Raw genomic sequence first — 13,668 nt, forward strand, 5'->3', positions numbered from 1 at the left:
GCGGAACCATGCGCGGGGGGTGAAATGGCGCTCCGTGAGGGTGAGATGCGCGACGGGCGGACGTCACGGACGCGGTGCGCCGCTACGCTGACCAGCGTGAACGGGTACACCCGTGGATGAGGCCACCTGGCATCGGCGGACCGAGTGGCCGCTGGTCATCGCTTCGCTCGCGTTCCTCATCGCCTACTCGTGGCGCGTGATCGCCGATCTGAGTGGGCTCGCCCGCGACGTCACGACATGGATTCTGGCGGTCACCTGGCTGCTGTTCATCTGCGACTACGTGGTGCGGCTCGCGCTCGCCCGCTTCCGTGGCGCATGGTTCCGCCGGCATCTGGGTGCGCTGACGTTCGCCGTGCTCCCCACTCTCCGGCTCGTGCTCCTGCTGCGGGTGCTGACGCGCATACCGGGCATGCGGCTCTCGGCGGGTGCGGCGCTGCGCACCAGGATCGTGGTGTACGGCACCGGGGTGGCCATCGTTCTGATCTATCTCGCCTCGCTCACCGTACTGGATGCCGAACGTCATGCACCGGGCGCCACGATCGTCACATTCGGCGATGCGATCTGGTGGTCGTGCGTGACGGTCACCACCACCGGATACGGAGATCTCGTCCCGGCAACAGACGAAGGCCGGCTCGTCGGCACCGGGCTCATGTTCGTCGGTGTCGCCCTGTCCGGAGTCATCACCGCGACACTCGCGTCGTGGATCGTCGAGCGGGCATCCCGCGGCGGCGATGACGCCGAGCCGGCGACACGGGGGCAGGTGCGGGAGCTCATCGCGAAGGTGGACGCGCTCGGGGAACCGGTCACGGGATCAGAGAGGACCGAGGATCCCACCACCACCCCGGACTGAGGCGTACGGCTCACCGGCATCCCGTTACGTCGCAAGACACGCGTGACGCTGCGTCTCGCATGCCGGGTGCCGGTGTGGGAAGATTCCGCTGAGGGCTATCCACCGAGACGGAGGATCGCATGCCCGATCGACACAGAGTTCCGGCATACGCGGAGGATCGACCGCGGCTGCGAGAGCAGCTCGACTCCGGGCTGTCCTCACCGCTCTCGCTCGTGGTCGCCCCCGCCGGCGCGGGCAAGACCGTCCTTCTCGCGCAGTGGGTGCAATCGCGTCCCGACCTGACTGTGGCATGGCTGGACATCACCGCGGCCGACAACGAGGCGCGCGTGTTCGCGCATCGGCTGATCGACGCGATCGACGCACAGGCGCCCGGCTTCCACCCTGCGACCGCGCCCGTGGAGAGCACCGAGAACCGCCTCGGCGAATCGCTGCTCGAAGATCTCGCGGCCGGTATGAAGGATGCCGGCCCCGTCGTGATCATCCTCGATGACCTCGACCGGCTCAGCGGCAGTGCCCTGCTGACGGATCTGTGGCGGCTGGTGGATCTGGTGCCGTCCTCGGCTCATTTCGTCTTCTCGTCGAGGACGGACCTCAACCTCGGGTGGAGCCGACATCGACTGCAGCACAATCTCGTCGAGATCCGCCAGCGGGAACTCGCGTTCGACCGCGGCACCACCGCAAGCGTCATCGCGTCCATCACCGGCCACCCCGTGTCCGATGAGACGGCCGATGCCGTCGTGGCGCGAACCGAAGGCTGGGCCGTCGGCGTCCAGCTGACCGCACTCAGCCTGCGGTTCGCGGCGGATCCTGTTCGGGTCGTCGACACGCTCGCCGACACCGATCGCCTCATCGTGGACTACCTCAGCGAAGAGGTGCTCGATGCTCAGCAGCCGGGGCGGACCGACGCGCTGACCAAGATCGCCGTGCTCGATGACTTCTGCGCACCGCTTCTGAACGCGATCTTCGGAGCGGGCGGGTCCGATCTCATCGCCGACTTGGTACGGGACTCGATGTTCGTGGTCCCCGTGCCCGAACGGCCGGGCTGGTATCGGTTCCACCGGCTCTTCCGGGACCTCCTGCGATTGAGAGTGCGCGCGCAAGACGCCGCTGCGGAAGCGGGCGTCCTCGAGGTCGCCGGAACGTGGTGCGAGGCAGAGGGTCTGCACACGGAGGCGATCGAGTACCACCTCCGCGCCCACGCGTGGGATCGAGCACTCGACGCCGTGTTCGCCCTCCGCAACGACGTCTATGAGACCCTCCGCCTGCCGGCGGTCGCCGGGTGGCTGTCACAGGTGCCTCCCGAGGTGCGTGACCGGCGTCCGCAGGCAGACCTGCTCCTGGCCATCGCCTGGGGGATCAGCGGCCACGGCACGCAGGCCGTCGACGCGCTGCGGTCGCTCCTGACCGCACGACGGCTCACGACAGGGGAGCGGCAGGTCGGGTGGGCATATCTGGCCGCGTGCGTGCAACTCGAACCGCACCCCGAATTCTTCGCAGATGCCGGACGACGGGCGCTCCGCCTGCTCCACGACGAGCCGGCCACGGCACCACCCGAACTGCTGGGCCTGACGACCCGTCCTCTGCTGCTGGCGGTCGCAGAAGTATCCCTCGGGCGCGCGCTCCTGTTCCTCGGCGACCTCGCCGGCGCCCGGCGCGCACTCCAATCGGCGCTGAGGGGCGAAGGGATGGCCTACCGGCCGTACCGAATCCATGCGAAAGGCACACTCGCGCTCATCGAAGCGCTGTCGGGACGCCTGACCGCGGCCGGCGAACTCGCCGACGATGCGCTGGAGCTGGCCGCCGAGTTCGGGCTCCTCTCGCATCCCGCACCGGCGGATGCATACCTGGCCCGGGCCCTCGCGGCGATCCGGCGCGGCGAGTCCGAGGCCGGCGCGTTCGCTCTCACCGAAGGCACCGTGCGCGCAGCCGGGAACAGTCGCACGCAGCTCGTCTGGCTCGCCCACCTCGCGTCGCTGACCATCGACCCGTCGGACTCGGTGGATGCCGTGGCCGAACCGCCCGGGACGCCGCCGCCGATCGTGCGCCAGGCGTCCATCGCGCTCAGCCTGCGCCGCGCGCGGCTCCGGGGGACGCCGACGCTTCCCGCGGTACCGTCGTCCGAGTGGTCGGTGGTGGCCTTCGAGGAGGTGGCGGCGCTGCTTGCGCTCGGTCAGCCCGTGGCTGCTCGAGAACGGCTGTCTCGCGTCCCTCTCGATGACGACTCGGCCCCGATCGCCGTGATCGAGGTGGAGCTGCTCCGGGGCTGGATGTTCGCGCTCGAAGGGCGCGGCGGACAGTCGCGCGTTCATCTGCAGACCGCTCTGGCCCGTGCTGCGCCGGAGAGACTGGTGTATCCGTTCCTCGAGGCGGGGCCCGATGTCGCCCAGCTCATCGAACAGCTCCCGGGGCCGGGAGACGACTTCCGCCGACTGGTCATCGCGCGCGGTCGTGCCGGCCGGCGTCCTCCTCTCGAAGCACTCGCCGACAAGCTCACACCGCGTGAACTCGAACTGCTGGCCTACCTTCCCAGCCGCCTCACCTTCGCCGATATCGCCGCGCACAGCTTCGTGTCGATCAACACGATCAAGACGCACATCGGCCACATCTACCGGAAGCTGGGTGTCACCGATCGCGACTCCGCGATCGAGCGTGCCGTGGACCTCGGCCTGATCGACCCGGCCGAGATCGCCCGGGTCGGGTGACCACCCGCCGCCCGGGCCGGCGGCATCGTGATCGCGGGGTGGTGCCGACGGGCGTGGGGCCATCATCATCCGGTCCGGGTGATCCGTGACCCGGACCGCCGGCCCTAGATTCTCGACCAGCCGCATCCGGCGGCGACCCATGAGGAGGAACGTGGCATGAGCACTGTGAAGACAAGCGGATGGGTGGGCTGGGCGGTCTTCGCCGGCGTCATCCTCATCATCAGCGGCGCGTTCAGCCTCGTTCAGGGGCTGATCGGCCTGATCGGCCCGAACGAGTACTTCGTCATCGCAGGCGGGTCGCTGTGGCTGCTCGATCTCACGGGATGGGCATGGTGGAACCTGATCATCGGGGCATTCCTGGTGCTCGTCGCCCTCGCCCTGTTCGCCGGGCAGACCTGGGCGCGCGTGGTGGCCGTCATCCTGGCGATACTCAGTGCCGTCGGGCAGATGATCCAGATCACCGCGCAGCCCTGGTGGGCGCTCATCGTGATCGCGGTGGACATCCTGGTCGTCTATGCGCTCACCGTGCACGGACACGAGCTGCACAACGACGCGCCGCCGGCCGTCCGATAGGGACGCCTCCGTCTGCGGGCCCGGCTGACGGCGTTCTGAGGCAGGGACCCGGCCGATGCGCGGGTGAGAGGGCACGATGACCGATTCCGAGTTCGGGGGCGAGCCGCGGGTCGCGGGCATCCTGATGACGGAGGAGGCGGTCTACGGACTGATCCTCGTCTCCGGGATGATCGTCGTCAGCGGGTCCGCGACCGGCACGTCCGCGCACGCGCTGGTCACCGTCGTGCTCACCGTGATCGTGTTCTATGCCGCGCACGTGTACGCCGGCGCCCTCGCCCGGCTCACCGCGAGCCCGCGCAGGTGGCGACTGGCCACGAGCCTGCGCGCGGCGGCACGACGGTCGTCGGGCATGCTGTTCGCGAGCGTGCCGGCGCTGCTGATCCTGCTGCTGGGCGCCACGCGCATCATGGAGGACGACTCCGCGATCTGGACGGCACTCGTGGTGAACACCGGCATTCTCGGCATTCTCGGCTGGGTCGCGATCGGACGATGGAACCCGCGCTGGTACGCCCGCGCCGCAGGGGCTGTCACCACGGCGGCGTTCGGGGGCGCACTCATCGTGGTCAAGGCCGTCGTCACCCACTGAGCAGTGGCAGGCACCGCGCAACATCACTCTCCGAGGGTGACGAATCACCCTCGGGCTCCGTTCTACCTTGACGGCTGACAGCAGGATTCATTGATTCGGGAGGCGATCCCATGTCGTGCAGCGCATTTCACTCGATTCGTACCGTTCGCAGTAGGCGCATTCCGCGCGATGTGGTGGCGCCGTCATGAGCGTCGCAGGCGCGGGCGGTCGTCTGCGTCCGAAGGCGCCACCGATCGTCTACATCTCATGGGTCGCCCTGGCGCTCATGACGACCAGTTCGGTCGCGAGCCTGCGGCCGGCGCCGACGATGGCGATCTACGGCCTGGCCGCCGTCTTCCTGTACCTGATACCCGCGATCGTGTTCCTGCTGCCGACCTCGCTGGTGGCGGCCGAACTCGCCTCGGGCTGGGAAGGCGGCGTGTACAAATGGGTGTCCACGGGCATCTCCAAGCCCATGGGGTTCCTCGCGGTGTGGTGTCAGTTCGCGATGACGATCTTCTACTACCCGAGCCTGCTGGGGTTCGTCGCGAGCACGCTGGCGTATGTGATCAATCCCGACCTGGCCAACAACGGCGTCTGGACGGCGCTGGTGATCATGGTGTGCTACTGGTCAGGCGTGTTCATCTCGTCCCGTGGCACCAAGGGCGTCGCGGGACTGGCCAGCGGCGGCCTCATCATCGGCACGCTGATCCCCGGTGCCGTCCTCGTGATCCTCGGTGCCGTCTTCCTCGGGCAGGGCAACCCCTCGGCCGCGCCGATGACCGCGCAGAACCTGCTGCCGCAGTGGGCCGGGCTTGCGAGCCTCGTGCTGATCGTGAACAACTTCCTGTCCTACAGCGGCATGGAGATGAACGCGGTGCACGTCTCGTCGCTGCGCAACCCGAAGAAGGACTACTCGAAGTCGATCTTCCTGTCGATGGGCCTCGTGCTGCTGATCTTCATCCTGCCGGCGCTCGCCATCGCCTGGGTGGTGCCCGCCGACCAGCTGTCGCTGACAGCGGGTGTCATGCAGGCCTTCGACGCGGTCTTCGCGGCCTTCAGCTGGCAGTGGCTCACCCCGATCGTGGGTCTCATGCTCGTGGCGGCCTCCCTCGGCGGGATGCTCACCTGGCTGGCGGGTCCGTCGAAGGGTCTGCTGCTGATCTCGCGTGAGGAGGGCTACCTGCCGCCGTTCCTGCAGAAACTGAACAAGAACGGCATCCAGCAGAACCTCCTCGTCACGCAGGGCATCGTCACCTCGATCATCGCCCTCGGATACGCGCTCATCCCGGACGTGTCCAGTGCCTACTGGATCTTCTCGGTCATCACGACGCAGGTGTACCTCATCATGTATCTGCTGATGTTCTGGGCCGCGGTGCAGCTGCGGCGCAAGCACCCGGAGCACCCGCGGGGCTACCGTGCGCCGATGCTGATCGGCCTGTGCGGCGTCGGGTTCGCCGCGTCCCTGGCAGCCCTGCTGGTCGGCTTCATCCCGCCCTCGCAGTTCGGCGGCGGGAACCCGTGGATCTACTTCGTCATCGTGGCAGGCGGCGCCCTGGGACTCGGACTGCTGGTGCCGTTCCTGTTCTACAAGTTCCGCAAGCCGTCATGGAAGCAGCCCGAGGAATCGAAAGGAACGGAATCATGAGCACGGGCATGGAGCAGCAGCCCCGCCGTGAGCGTTCGGTGCTGTACACGATCGTGGTCATCGCACTGGTGGTCCTCGGTGTCGTGATGTTCGCGACGTGGCGGGGCGACAAGGCCACCGCCGAAGCCGAGACGAAGGCGGCGCAGCTCATCGAGACGCTCGAGGGGGCCGGAGCCGACGTGACCATGTCGCCCGAAGCCGTCGCCCGCGTGCTCGGCACGAGCGGCGGCGCGACCTGCGCCGACCCCAACGGAGCGCTCAGCAGATCGACTCTGCTCGCGCTGCTGTCGAACGGCGCCGGGGGACCGGGCATCAGACCGGTGCTCGTGGACAGCCGGCTGTTCCAGGGACAGCTCGCCATCATCGAGGTGTACTGCCCCGACGAGCTCGACGAGTTCCGCGAGTTCGTCGACAGCCTCCAGACGACGAGCAGCTGATGGCCGCCGACGTGCAGGGCCGGATCCGCGCGATGATGCCGGCCGCGCGCGACGAGCTCGCCGAGCTGGTGGCCATGCGCTCGGTCGCCGACCCGCGGCAGTTCCCTCCCGAGGAGTGCGAACGGGCCGCCACGTGGGTGCGCGACCGCTTCGCAGCGCTCGGCTTCGACGATGCGCGGCTCGAGCCGACCCCCGACGGCAGCAAGGCCGTCGTCGGCTCCCTGACCGGCGCGCATCCGGAGGCCCCGACGGTGCTCCTGTACTCCCACTACGACGTGCAGCCGCCCCTCGACGAGAAGGCGTGGCACACGCCGCCGTTCACCCTCACCGATCGCGATGGACGCTGGTACGGCCGGGGCGCCGCAGACTGCAAGGGGAACATCGTCGCGCACCTGCTCGCCCTCCGCGCGCTCGGCGACCACATTCCGGTGAACCTGAAAGTCGTGGTCGAGGGGTCGGAGGAGCAGGGCACCGGCGGGCTCGAAGCGTACGTCGCCGCCAACCCCGATGTGCTGCGCGCCGACGTGATTCTCGTGTGCGACACCGGAAACGCCGCCGTGGGCCGGCCCGCCGCCACCGTCAGCCTGCGCGGCATGGTGAACGTCGTGGTCACCGTGGAGGCGCTGGGCTCGGAGGTGCATTCCGGCATGTTCGGCGGGCCCGCGCCCGATGCGCTCGCGGCGCTCATCGCCATGCTCGCCTCGCTGCGGGACGCCGACGGCAACACGACCATCACCGGGCTCGACGCCGGGGGACGGTGGACCGGCGAGGAGTATCCCCCCGATCAGTTCCGGGCGGATGCCGGTGTGCTCGACGGCGTGACGCTGCTCGGCGACGGCACGGTCTCCGACATGCTCTGGGCGCGGCCCGCGGTCACCGTGCTGGGCATCGACTGCCCGCCCGTCCTCGGGTCGTCCGCCTCGATCGTGCCGCGCGCGGCGGCACGCCTGAATCTGCGCATCCCGCCCGGCATCGACCCCGCCCAGGCGCACGCGGCACTGGAGAGCCACGTGCGCGCGGCCGCGCCGTGGGGTGTGCACGTCGAGGTGGCAGTGGAGGCGGAGGGGGCCCCGTTCGAGGCGAAGACCGACGGCCCGGCCTACCGCGCGCTCGCGGCGGCGATGCAGGAGGCCTACGGCACGCCGATGACCATGCTCGGCCAGGGCGGGTCGATTCCGCTGTGCAATGTGTTCGCCGACACCTACCCGGGCGCCGAGATCATCCTCATGGGCGTCGAGGAGCCGCTGGCGCTGATCCATGCGCCCAACGAGAGCGTCGACCCGGGCGAGATCGAGCGGCTGGCGGTCGCCGTGGCGCTGCTGCTCCAGTCATTCGACGACGCGCACTGACAGTGTCCGGCACGCCCGACGACGACGTTCTGGGCAGATTCCTGCTCGGGCTCGCCGAAGGGATGAACGCGTCGGCGGAGTCGGTCGACCGGGTGCAGGAGACGATGGCCCGGGTCGCGACCGCGTACGGCAGCGACGACACGGACTTCATGATCCTGCCGACGGTCATCCTCGTGGAGACGGGGGGCGCCGAGCGGGGCAGGGTGGTGATCCGCTCGTCGACCAATGTGTCGTTCCGCTTCGATCAGATCGCGGCGCTGTACACCCTGATCGAAGAGGCCAAGCTCGCCGAGGTCGATCCCGACGACGGCATCGAACGCCTCAACGAGATCGGCCGGATGCGGCCCTCGCGCGGATGGTTCCTCCGCACGCTCGGTCACGCCGTGCTCACCGCCGGGCTCGCTTTGCTGCTCGCCCCCACCTGGCAGGGCGTGATCGTCGCGTTCGTGCTCGGCGCCGTGATCGGACTGCTCAAGCTCGTGCCCTCCTCGACCCTGCAGCTGATCATGCCGGTGGTGGCGGCGGGCATCTGCGCGGTGGCCGTGTTCGGGCTGACGGGAGTCCTCGACATCGGCGACCCGATCAGCCTGCTCATCGCACCGCTGGTGACGTTCCTTCCCGGCGGGGCCCTCACCACCGGGACGGTCGAGCTCGCGGCCGGGCAGATGCTCGCCGGATCGTCGCGGCTGGTCTACGGCTTCGTTCAGCTCGGCCTGCTGGCGTTCGGCATCCTCGCCGGCGGCACGATCCTCGGCGTGGATTCGGCGATATACACGCCGACGGATACCCCCGTGGTGGTCGCGTGGTGGGTGCCGCTCACCGGAGTCGTCGTCTTCGCCGTCGGCAACTACCTGCATTTCTCCGCCCCGGTGCGCACGTTCGGGTGGGTGCTGCTCGCACTGTTCGTGGCCTACTTCGGACAGCTGGTCGGGGCCGCGCTCATCGGGCCGGCCGTCAGCGGATTCATCGGGGCGGTCGCGATGACACCGGTCGTTCTGTGGATCGCGGCACTGCGCCACGGCGCGCCCTCGCAGCTGACGTTCCTGCCCGCGTTCTGGCTGCTCGTGCCCGGGGCCGCGGGACTCGCGGGGCTGACCGCGCTCGTCGCCACCGACGTCGGCCGGCCCGACTTCACGCAGGCGCTCGCGTCGGTCCTGTCCATCGCCCTGGGCGTGCTGATCGGCACGGCGATGTACCGGGCGATCCACCACGGCACCGAAGCGGTGTTCGCCATCGCGATGCCGTCACCGGAGGCACCACCCCGCAAGTTCACCTGGTGGTTCACGCGGCGGGCGCAGTCGTCGTCGAAGGACCGCGAGGAGCGCGCGTGATCAGTCTTCGAGCGGGCCGAGCCACGCCGCCGCGACCGTGCTGTGCGCCGATTCGGGGTCGGAGGGATGGAACAGGCCCGCCAGCACATCGCGGTAGAGCCGGCTGAGCTCGCTGCGGGTGAAGTACGACGAACCGCCCGCGACCAGCATGGCCTCGTCGACGACCTGCTTGGCCGTCATGGCCGCGCGGTGCTTCACCCCGCTCAGCTTCGCGAACCAGAGCGGCCCGTGTTCGACCCGCTCGTCCACGTCCCGGGTCAGGGACGCCAGCTGCGGCAGGAGCGCGTCGTACGCGAGCGCCATCTCGGCCACCCGCCAGCGGATGTCGGGATCCTGGGCGTAGTTCTTGCCGGACTTCTTCGACCGCCGGGTTCGCGCGACGTCGACGGCGACGTCCAGGGCGCGGCGGGCGACGCCGGTGTACACCGAGGCGAGCAGCAGCTCGAACACGCTGAAGATGCCGAACACGAACGGGTCGGGGCTCGGGCCCGGATCGAGGCGCCGCACGACGCGATCCGCGGGGGCGGCGGCCCCGTGCAGCTCGGTCGTCCGCGACTGCGTACCGCGCATGCCGAGCGTGTCCCAGTCGTCGCGCGTGACGACGGCGTCGGTGCGCGGCACGAACGCGTACACGAGCGTGGGGCCGTCGTCACCGGTCGTGTCGAGCCCGTGCAGCCCCAGCTGTGTCCACACCGGGGCGAGCGAGGTGAAGATCTTCGTGCCCGTGAACGCATACGACCCGTCCGGCTGCGGCACGGCCGCTGTGTCGCTACCGAACAGCACCAGGTCGTTGCCGGCCTCGCTGACCCCGAACGCGAACACCTCGCCGGCCGCCGCACCCTCCTGCACGAACCGCATCGAGTCGATGCCCCGGTCACCGGCCACCTTCGCCACGCCCGTCCACACCAGGTGCATGTTGAGCGCGAGAGCCGTCGCCGGCGCGGCGGTCGCGAGCCGCTGCTGCAGGACCGAGGTCTGCGCGAGCGTCAGGCCGGCCCCGCCGAGCTCTGCGGGGACCAGGATCTTGAGGTATCCGGCATCCATCAGCTCGGCCAGGTCCTGATCGGGGAAGACGTTGTCGCGATCGACCTGCGCCGCGCGCGAGCGGATGCGCTCGAGCAGGTCGTCGGGGAGGAAGACGGTGGGATCGAAGGTGCTCACCGTTCCATTGTCGTCCTGCGGATGCCGCGGGAGGGCGCCCCGGGGGAGGATGGACGCATGATCTCGACCGAGCTCGCCCGGGCGCTGCGCGAGAGCGGACTGCAGTGGCATCCGGCATCCGGCGACCGCTTCCAGCTCGACGAGCCGGAGTTCGATGCGGACGTGTTCACCGTGAGCGAGATGACGATCGAGCCGCGCCGGTATCCGACCGGGACGATCCTCGCGTTCAACGGCACGACGGAGTGGGCGCTGGACTCGGTCGCGCTCGAGGACGCGCTCTGGCTGCCGCGTGAGGATCAGCTGCGAGAGCTCCTGCGCGCCACGTTCCGCTCGCTCACGCGCCTGCCCGACACGCACCGGGTCGAGATCGAGGTCGCCGGGGAGCTCCTGGAGTTCGAGCATCCGCAGCCCGAGGACGCGTACGCCCTCGCCGTGCGGGAGCTGCTGCGCCGCGCACTCTGATCAAGCGGCGCGCGGCGCGGGTCAGGCGATCGCGTCGAGCAGGTGGCGCATCGAGTCCTCGGGGCGGTCGCGGTGCAGCGAGTGTCCGGCGCCGGACACGACCGACATCGTGATCACGGGGTTGCCCAGCACCTCGTCGGCCAGGGCGCCCTTGAAGATCGAGTACACCTTCGGGTCGCTGGCGATGATGCGGGTCGGCACGGTCAGGCGGGCGGCGGCATCGCGCACGTCCCACGGGGTGTTCTGGATGCTGGTCTGCTCGACGGCCCACCGGCTGGCCTGCTGCGCCGACAGGGCCTTCAGCTCGATGTCGTTCTCGTGCCAGGCGGGGTGCTCGGCGCGGACCGCGGCCACGGTCGGTTCGGCGAACGAGCGCTCCTGGCTGCCTCGCACCACGTCGCGGTCGTGGTCGTTCAGCGCGATGGCGGGGTCGATGAGCACGAGGCGCCGGGTCCAGGCCGGCGATCCGGCGCTGGCCACCGTCGCCGCGGCACCGCCCAGGGAGTGCGCGACGACGAGGTCCCAGGGCGCGTCGTCGTCGGTCGCGGCGTGCTGCAGGTCGCTCGCATACGCCGCGATCGAGTAGTCGAGCACGCGAGGTGCGGCGCCGTGACCGCGGAGGTCGACGGCGTCGGCGCGCCAGCCGGCGTCGGACAGGGCGACGCCGTAGCGCCACATGAGAGCGGCGTTGGAGCCGAGCCCGTGCACGAGCAGCGCGCGGCGCGAGGAGAGGGACGAGCCCCATGTGAGGCGGGGGAGCGTGACCGGTGTGGGCATGGGGTCCAGCGTAGGACGCCGCTCAGGTGATCGTCGTCACGGGTTCGGTGTCGGGGATCGGGCTCACATCCCGGCCGCGCAGGTCAGGGAACCCGCGCACGCACGTCGTGGCCACGATGACGCCGACGGTCGCGAAGATCGCCCCGGCCCAGTAGGCCCCCACGGGGCCCACCCCGTCGATGAGGAAGCCGGCGACCGCCGAGCCCGCCGCCGCGCCGATGAGCTGGCCGGTGCTGATCCAGCCGTACGCCTCGGCCGTCTCGCTGAACTTGACGCTCGCGGAGGTCATGGCGAACATCACGGCCAGTGCGGGGGCGATGCCGATGCCGGCGACGAACAGCGACGCGCTCAGCCACCAGAACGACAGCGAGAAGATCGTGGCGGTGATGCCCACGGCGACGATCGCGAACCGGCGCGCCATCGCCCACCGGCCGATCGGAATGTGGCCGAACGACAGGCCGCCGGCCAGAGAGCCGACCGAGAAGATCGCGAGCACGAGCCCGGCCTCCAGGCCGCCGTGGCCGAAGGTCGCCACGACCCCGGCCTCGATGGCCGCGCACGCCCCGATCAGCAGGAACCCGGTGATCGTCGCGAGCAGGACGACCGGTCTGGCCAGGACACGGCCGAACGCACGGCGGCTGCGCGGGATGCGGACCCGTCCCACCTCGGGGGAAGCGATCAGCCAGGCGCCGCCGCCGACGAGGAACACGACGATCAGCAGCAGGCCCGTGACGGTGCCGACCTGCGTGGCGACGATCGTGATGACGACGGGCGCGAAGATCCAGATGATCTCCTGCAGGCTCGCATCCAGTGAGAACAGCGGCGTGAGCTGACGGGAGGTCACCAGCTTCGGGTAGATCGTGCGCACCGCCGACTGCACCGGCGGCGTGGACAGGCCCGCGAGCAGTCCGAACACGATGTACCCGGGCAGGCCCATGGGCACGAGCGCCAGGATGAGGACGGCGGCCGCGCACACGGTGGTGGTGAGGGTGAGGACGCGGCGGATGCCCCACACGCCCATCCAGCGGCTCGTCACCGGTCCCGACACCGCCTGGCCGACCGACGCGGCGGCCAGCACGATGCCGGCCGCGCCGTAGGAGCCGGTCACCTGCTCGACGTGCAGCAGGATCGCCAGGCTCGTCATGCCGTTCGGGAAGCGGGCGGTCAGCTGCGCCGCGATGATGCGTCCCACCCCGGGAGTGCGAAGGAGATCCCGATAGCCGGCCACGCCTCAACGGTACCGCCGTGCGCGACACGCCGACGACACGCCGAGGCGAGTTTCCACAGGCTCGGGCGTGTCGGAACCCCCTCGTATCGTCGGCCCTGTGGATAGGTCTCGCGCCGGTCCCGGAAAGGGGCGTGATTCAGCGCTTTTCCAGGTTCGAAACAGGGTGCCCGCCTGTGGATGAAACGGTGGACAAGTTGTGTTGTATCTGGGGAGAGCGGGGGAAAACTACACGGATGTAACTACTATCCCTTGTGGTGCTATCGAATGTCGGTACCCATATGTAGTATTGGACTCCCGGTCAGGCTTGATCGAGGAACACACGGATTTTTGAGGGGAGACGCCGGTTCACATGGCGATCACGGTTTACACGAAGCCTTCCTGCGTTCAGTGCAATGCGACCTACCGCGCACTGGATTCGAAGGGCATCGACTACGAGGTTCTGGACCTGTCCGAGGACCCCACGGCACTCGAGCACGTCAAGTCGCTCGGCTACCTGCAGGCGCCGGTCGTCGTCACCGACGAGGACCACTGGTCGGGCTTCCGTCCCGACAAGATCGACGAGCTGGCCTCCCGCCTCGCGTGACG

General features: G+C 69.5%; 13 protein-coding genes. 10 read left to right on the forward strand and 3 right to left on the reverse strand.

Going from position 1 to position 13,668, the window contains the following annotated elements; translation table 11 throughout:
* Positions 1-112 precede the first annotated feature (112 nt).
* From BKA10_RS01950 to BKA10_RS01985, 8 genes are all read left to right on the forward strand, one after another.
* Positions 113-850, forward strand: coding sequence for a potassium channel family protein (locus BKA10_RS01950; RefSeq protein ID WP_183498359.1), 738 nt, complete (start codon positions 113-115; stop codon positions 848-850).
* 119 nt (positions 851-969) lie between these two features.
* A complete protein-coding gene (locus tag BKA10_RS01955; protein ID WP_183498360.1) occupies positions 970-3,552 on the forward strand; it encodes a winged helix-turn-helix domain-containing protein in 2,583 nt (860 codons plus the stop codon).
* A 156-nt stretch (positions 3,553-3,708) separates the two neighbouring features.
* The gene (locus BKA10_RS01960) at positions 3,709-4,125 is read left to right on the forward strand and encodes a DUF7144 family membrane protein (protein WP_183498361.1); all 417 of its coding nucleotides are present in this window, start codon (positions 3,709-3,711) and stop codon (positions 4,123-4,125) included.
* Positions 4,126-4,201: 76 nt separating this feature from the next.
* On the forward strand, positions 4,202-4,711 hold the full coding sequence (locus tag BKA10_RS01965; protein WP_183498362.1) for a hypothetical protein: 510 nt from the start codon (positions 4,202-4,204) through the stop codon (positions 4,709-4,711).
* 184 nt (positions 4,712-4,895) lie between these two features.
* Entirely contained in the window at positions 4,896-6,338 is a 1,443-nt protein-coding gene (gadC, locus tag BKA10_RS01970; protein WP_183498363.1) for a glutamate/gamma-aminobutyrate antiporter GadC, read from the forward strand.
* Positions 6,335-6,775, forward strand: a complete 441-nt coding sequence (locus tag BKA10_RS01975; RefSeq protein ID WP_183498364.1) for a hypothetical protein — start codon at positions 6,335-6,337, stop codon at positions 6,773-6,775. The genes gadC and BKA10_RS01975 overlap by 4 nt, the downstream gene beginning before the upstream one ends.
* Complete coding sequence (locus BKA10_RS01980) at positions 6,775-8,124, forward strand: dipeptidase (RefSeq protein WP_183498365.1); 1,350 nt, start codon at positions 6,775-6,777, stop codon at positions 8,122-8,124. Before BKA10_RS01975 ends, BKA10_RS01980 begins: the two co-directional genes overlap by 1 nt.
* Before the next feature lie 2 nt (positions 8,125-8,126).
* Positions 8,127-9,455: a threonine/serine exporter family protein gene (locus BKA10_RS01985; RefSeq protein WP_183498366.1), complete on the forward strand. Its 1,329-nt coding sequence runs from the start codon at positions 8,127-8,129 to the stop codon at positions 9,453-9,455.
* On the opposite strand, the gene BKA10_RS01990 is transcribed toward BKA10_RS01985, so the two are convergent.
* Positions 9,456-10,616, reverse strand: a complete 1,161-nt coding sequence (locus BKA10_RS01990) for an acyl-CoA dehydrogenase family protein (protein WP_248199092.1) — start codon at positions 10,614-10,616, stop codon at positions 9,456-9,458.
* 57 nt (positions 10,617-10,673) lie between these two features.
* Here BKA10_RS01990 and BKA10_RS01995 point away from each other — a divergent pair, with 57 nt between their 5' ends.
* Positions 10,674-11,078, forward strand: a complete 405-nt coding sequence (locus BKA10_RS01995) for a pilus assembly protein CpaE (protein WP_183498368.1) — start codon at positions 10,674-10,676, stop codon at positions 11,076-11,078.
* A gap of 21 nt (positions 11,079-11,099) precedes the next feature.
* On the opposite strand, the gene BKA10_RS02000 is transcribed toward BKA10_RS01995, so the two are convergent.
* Both BKA10_RS02000 and BKA10_RS02005 read right to left on the reverse strand, forming a co-directional pair.
* Positions 11,100-11,855 carry an alpha/beta fold hydrolase gene (locus BKA10_RS02000; RefSeq protein WP_183498369.1) on the reverse strand — a complete coding sequence of 252 codons (756 nt, stop codon included), beginning with the start codon at positions 11,853-11,855 and terminating at the stop codon, positions 11,100-11,102.
* Positions 11,856-11,877: 22 nt separating this feature from the next.
* Positions 11,878-13,083 (reverse strand): MFS transporter, encoded by a 1,206-nt coding sequence (locus BKA10_RS02005; protein WP_183498370.1) that lies wholly within the window; start codon positions 13,081-13,083, stop codon positions 11,878-11,880.
* A 349-nt stretch (positions 13,084-13,432) separates the two neighbouring features.
* On the opposite strand from BKA10_RS02005, the gene nrdH reads away from it, so the two are divergent.
* Positions 13,433-13,666 carry a glutaredoxin-like protein NrdH gene (gene nrdH, locus BKA10_RS02010; protein ID WP_183498371.1) on the forward strand — a complete coding sequence of 78 codons (234 nt, stop codon included), beginning with the start codon at positions 13,433-13,435 and terminating at the stop codon, positions 13,664-13,666.
* Positions 13,667-13,668: the final 2 nt, after the last annotated feature.

It is taken from the genome of Microbacterium invictum (assembly GCF_014197265.1).
GTDB lineage: Bacteria > Actinomycetota > Actinomycetes > Actinomycetales > Microbacteriaceae > Microbacterium > Microbacterium invictum.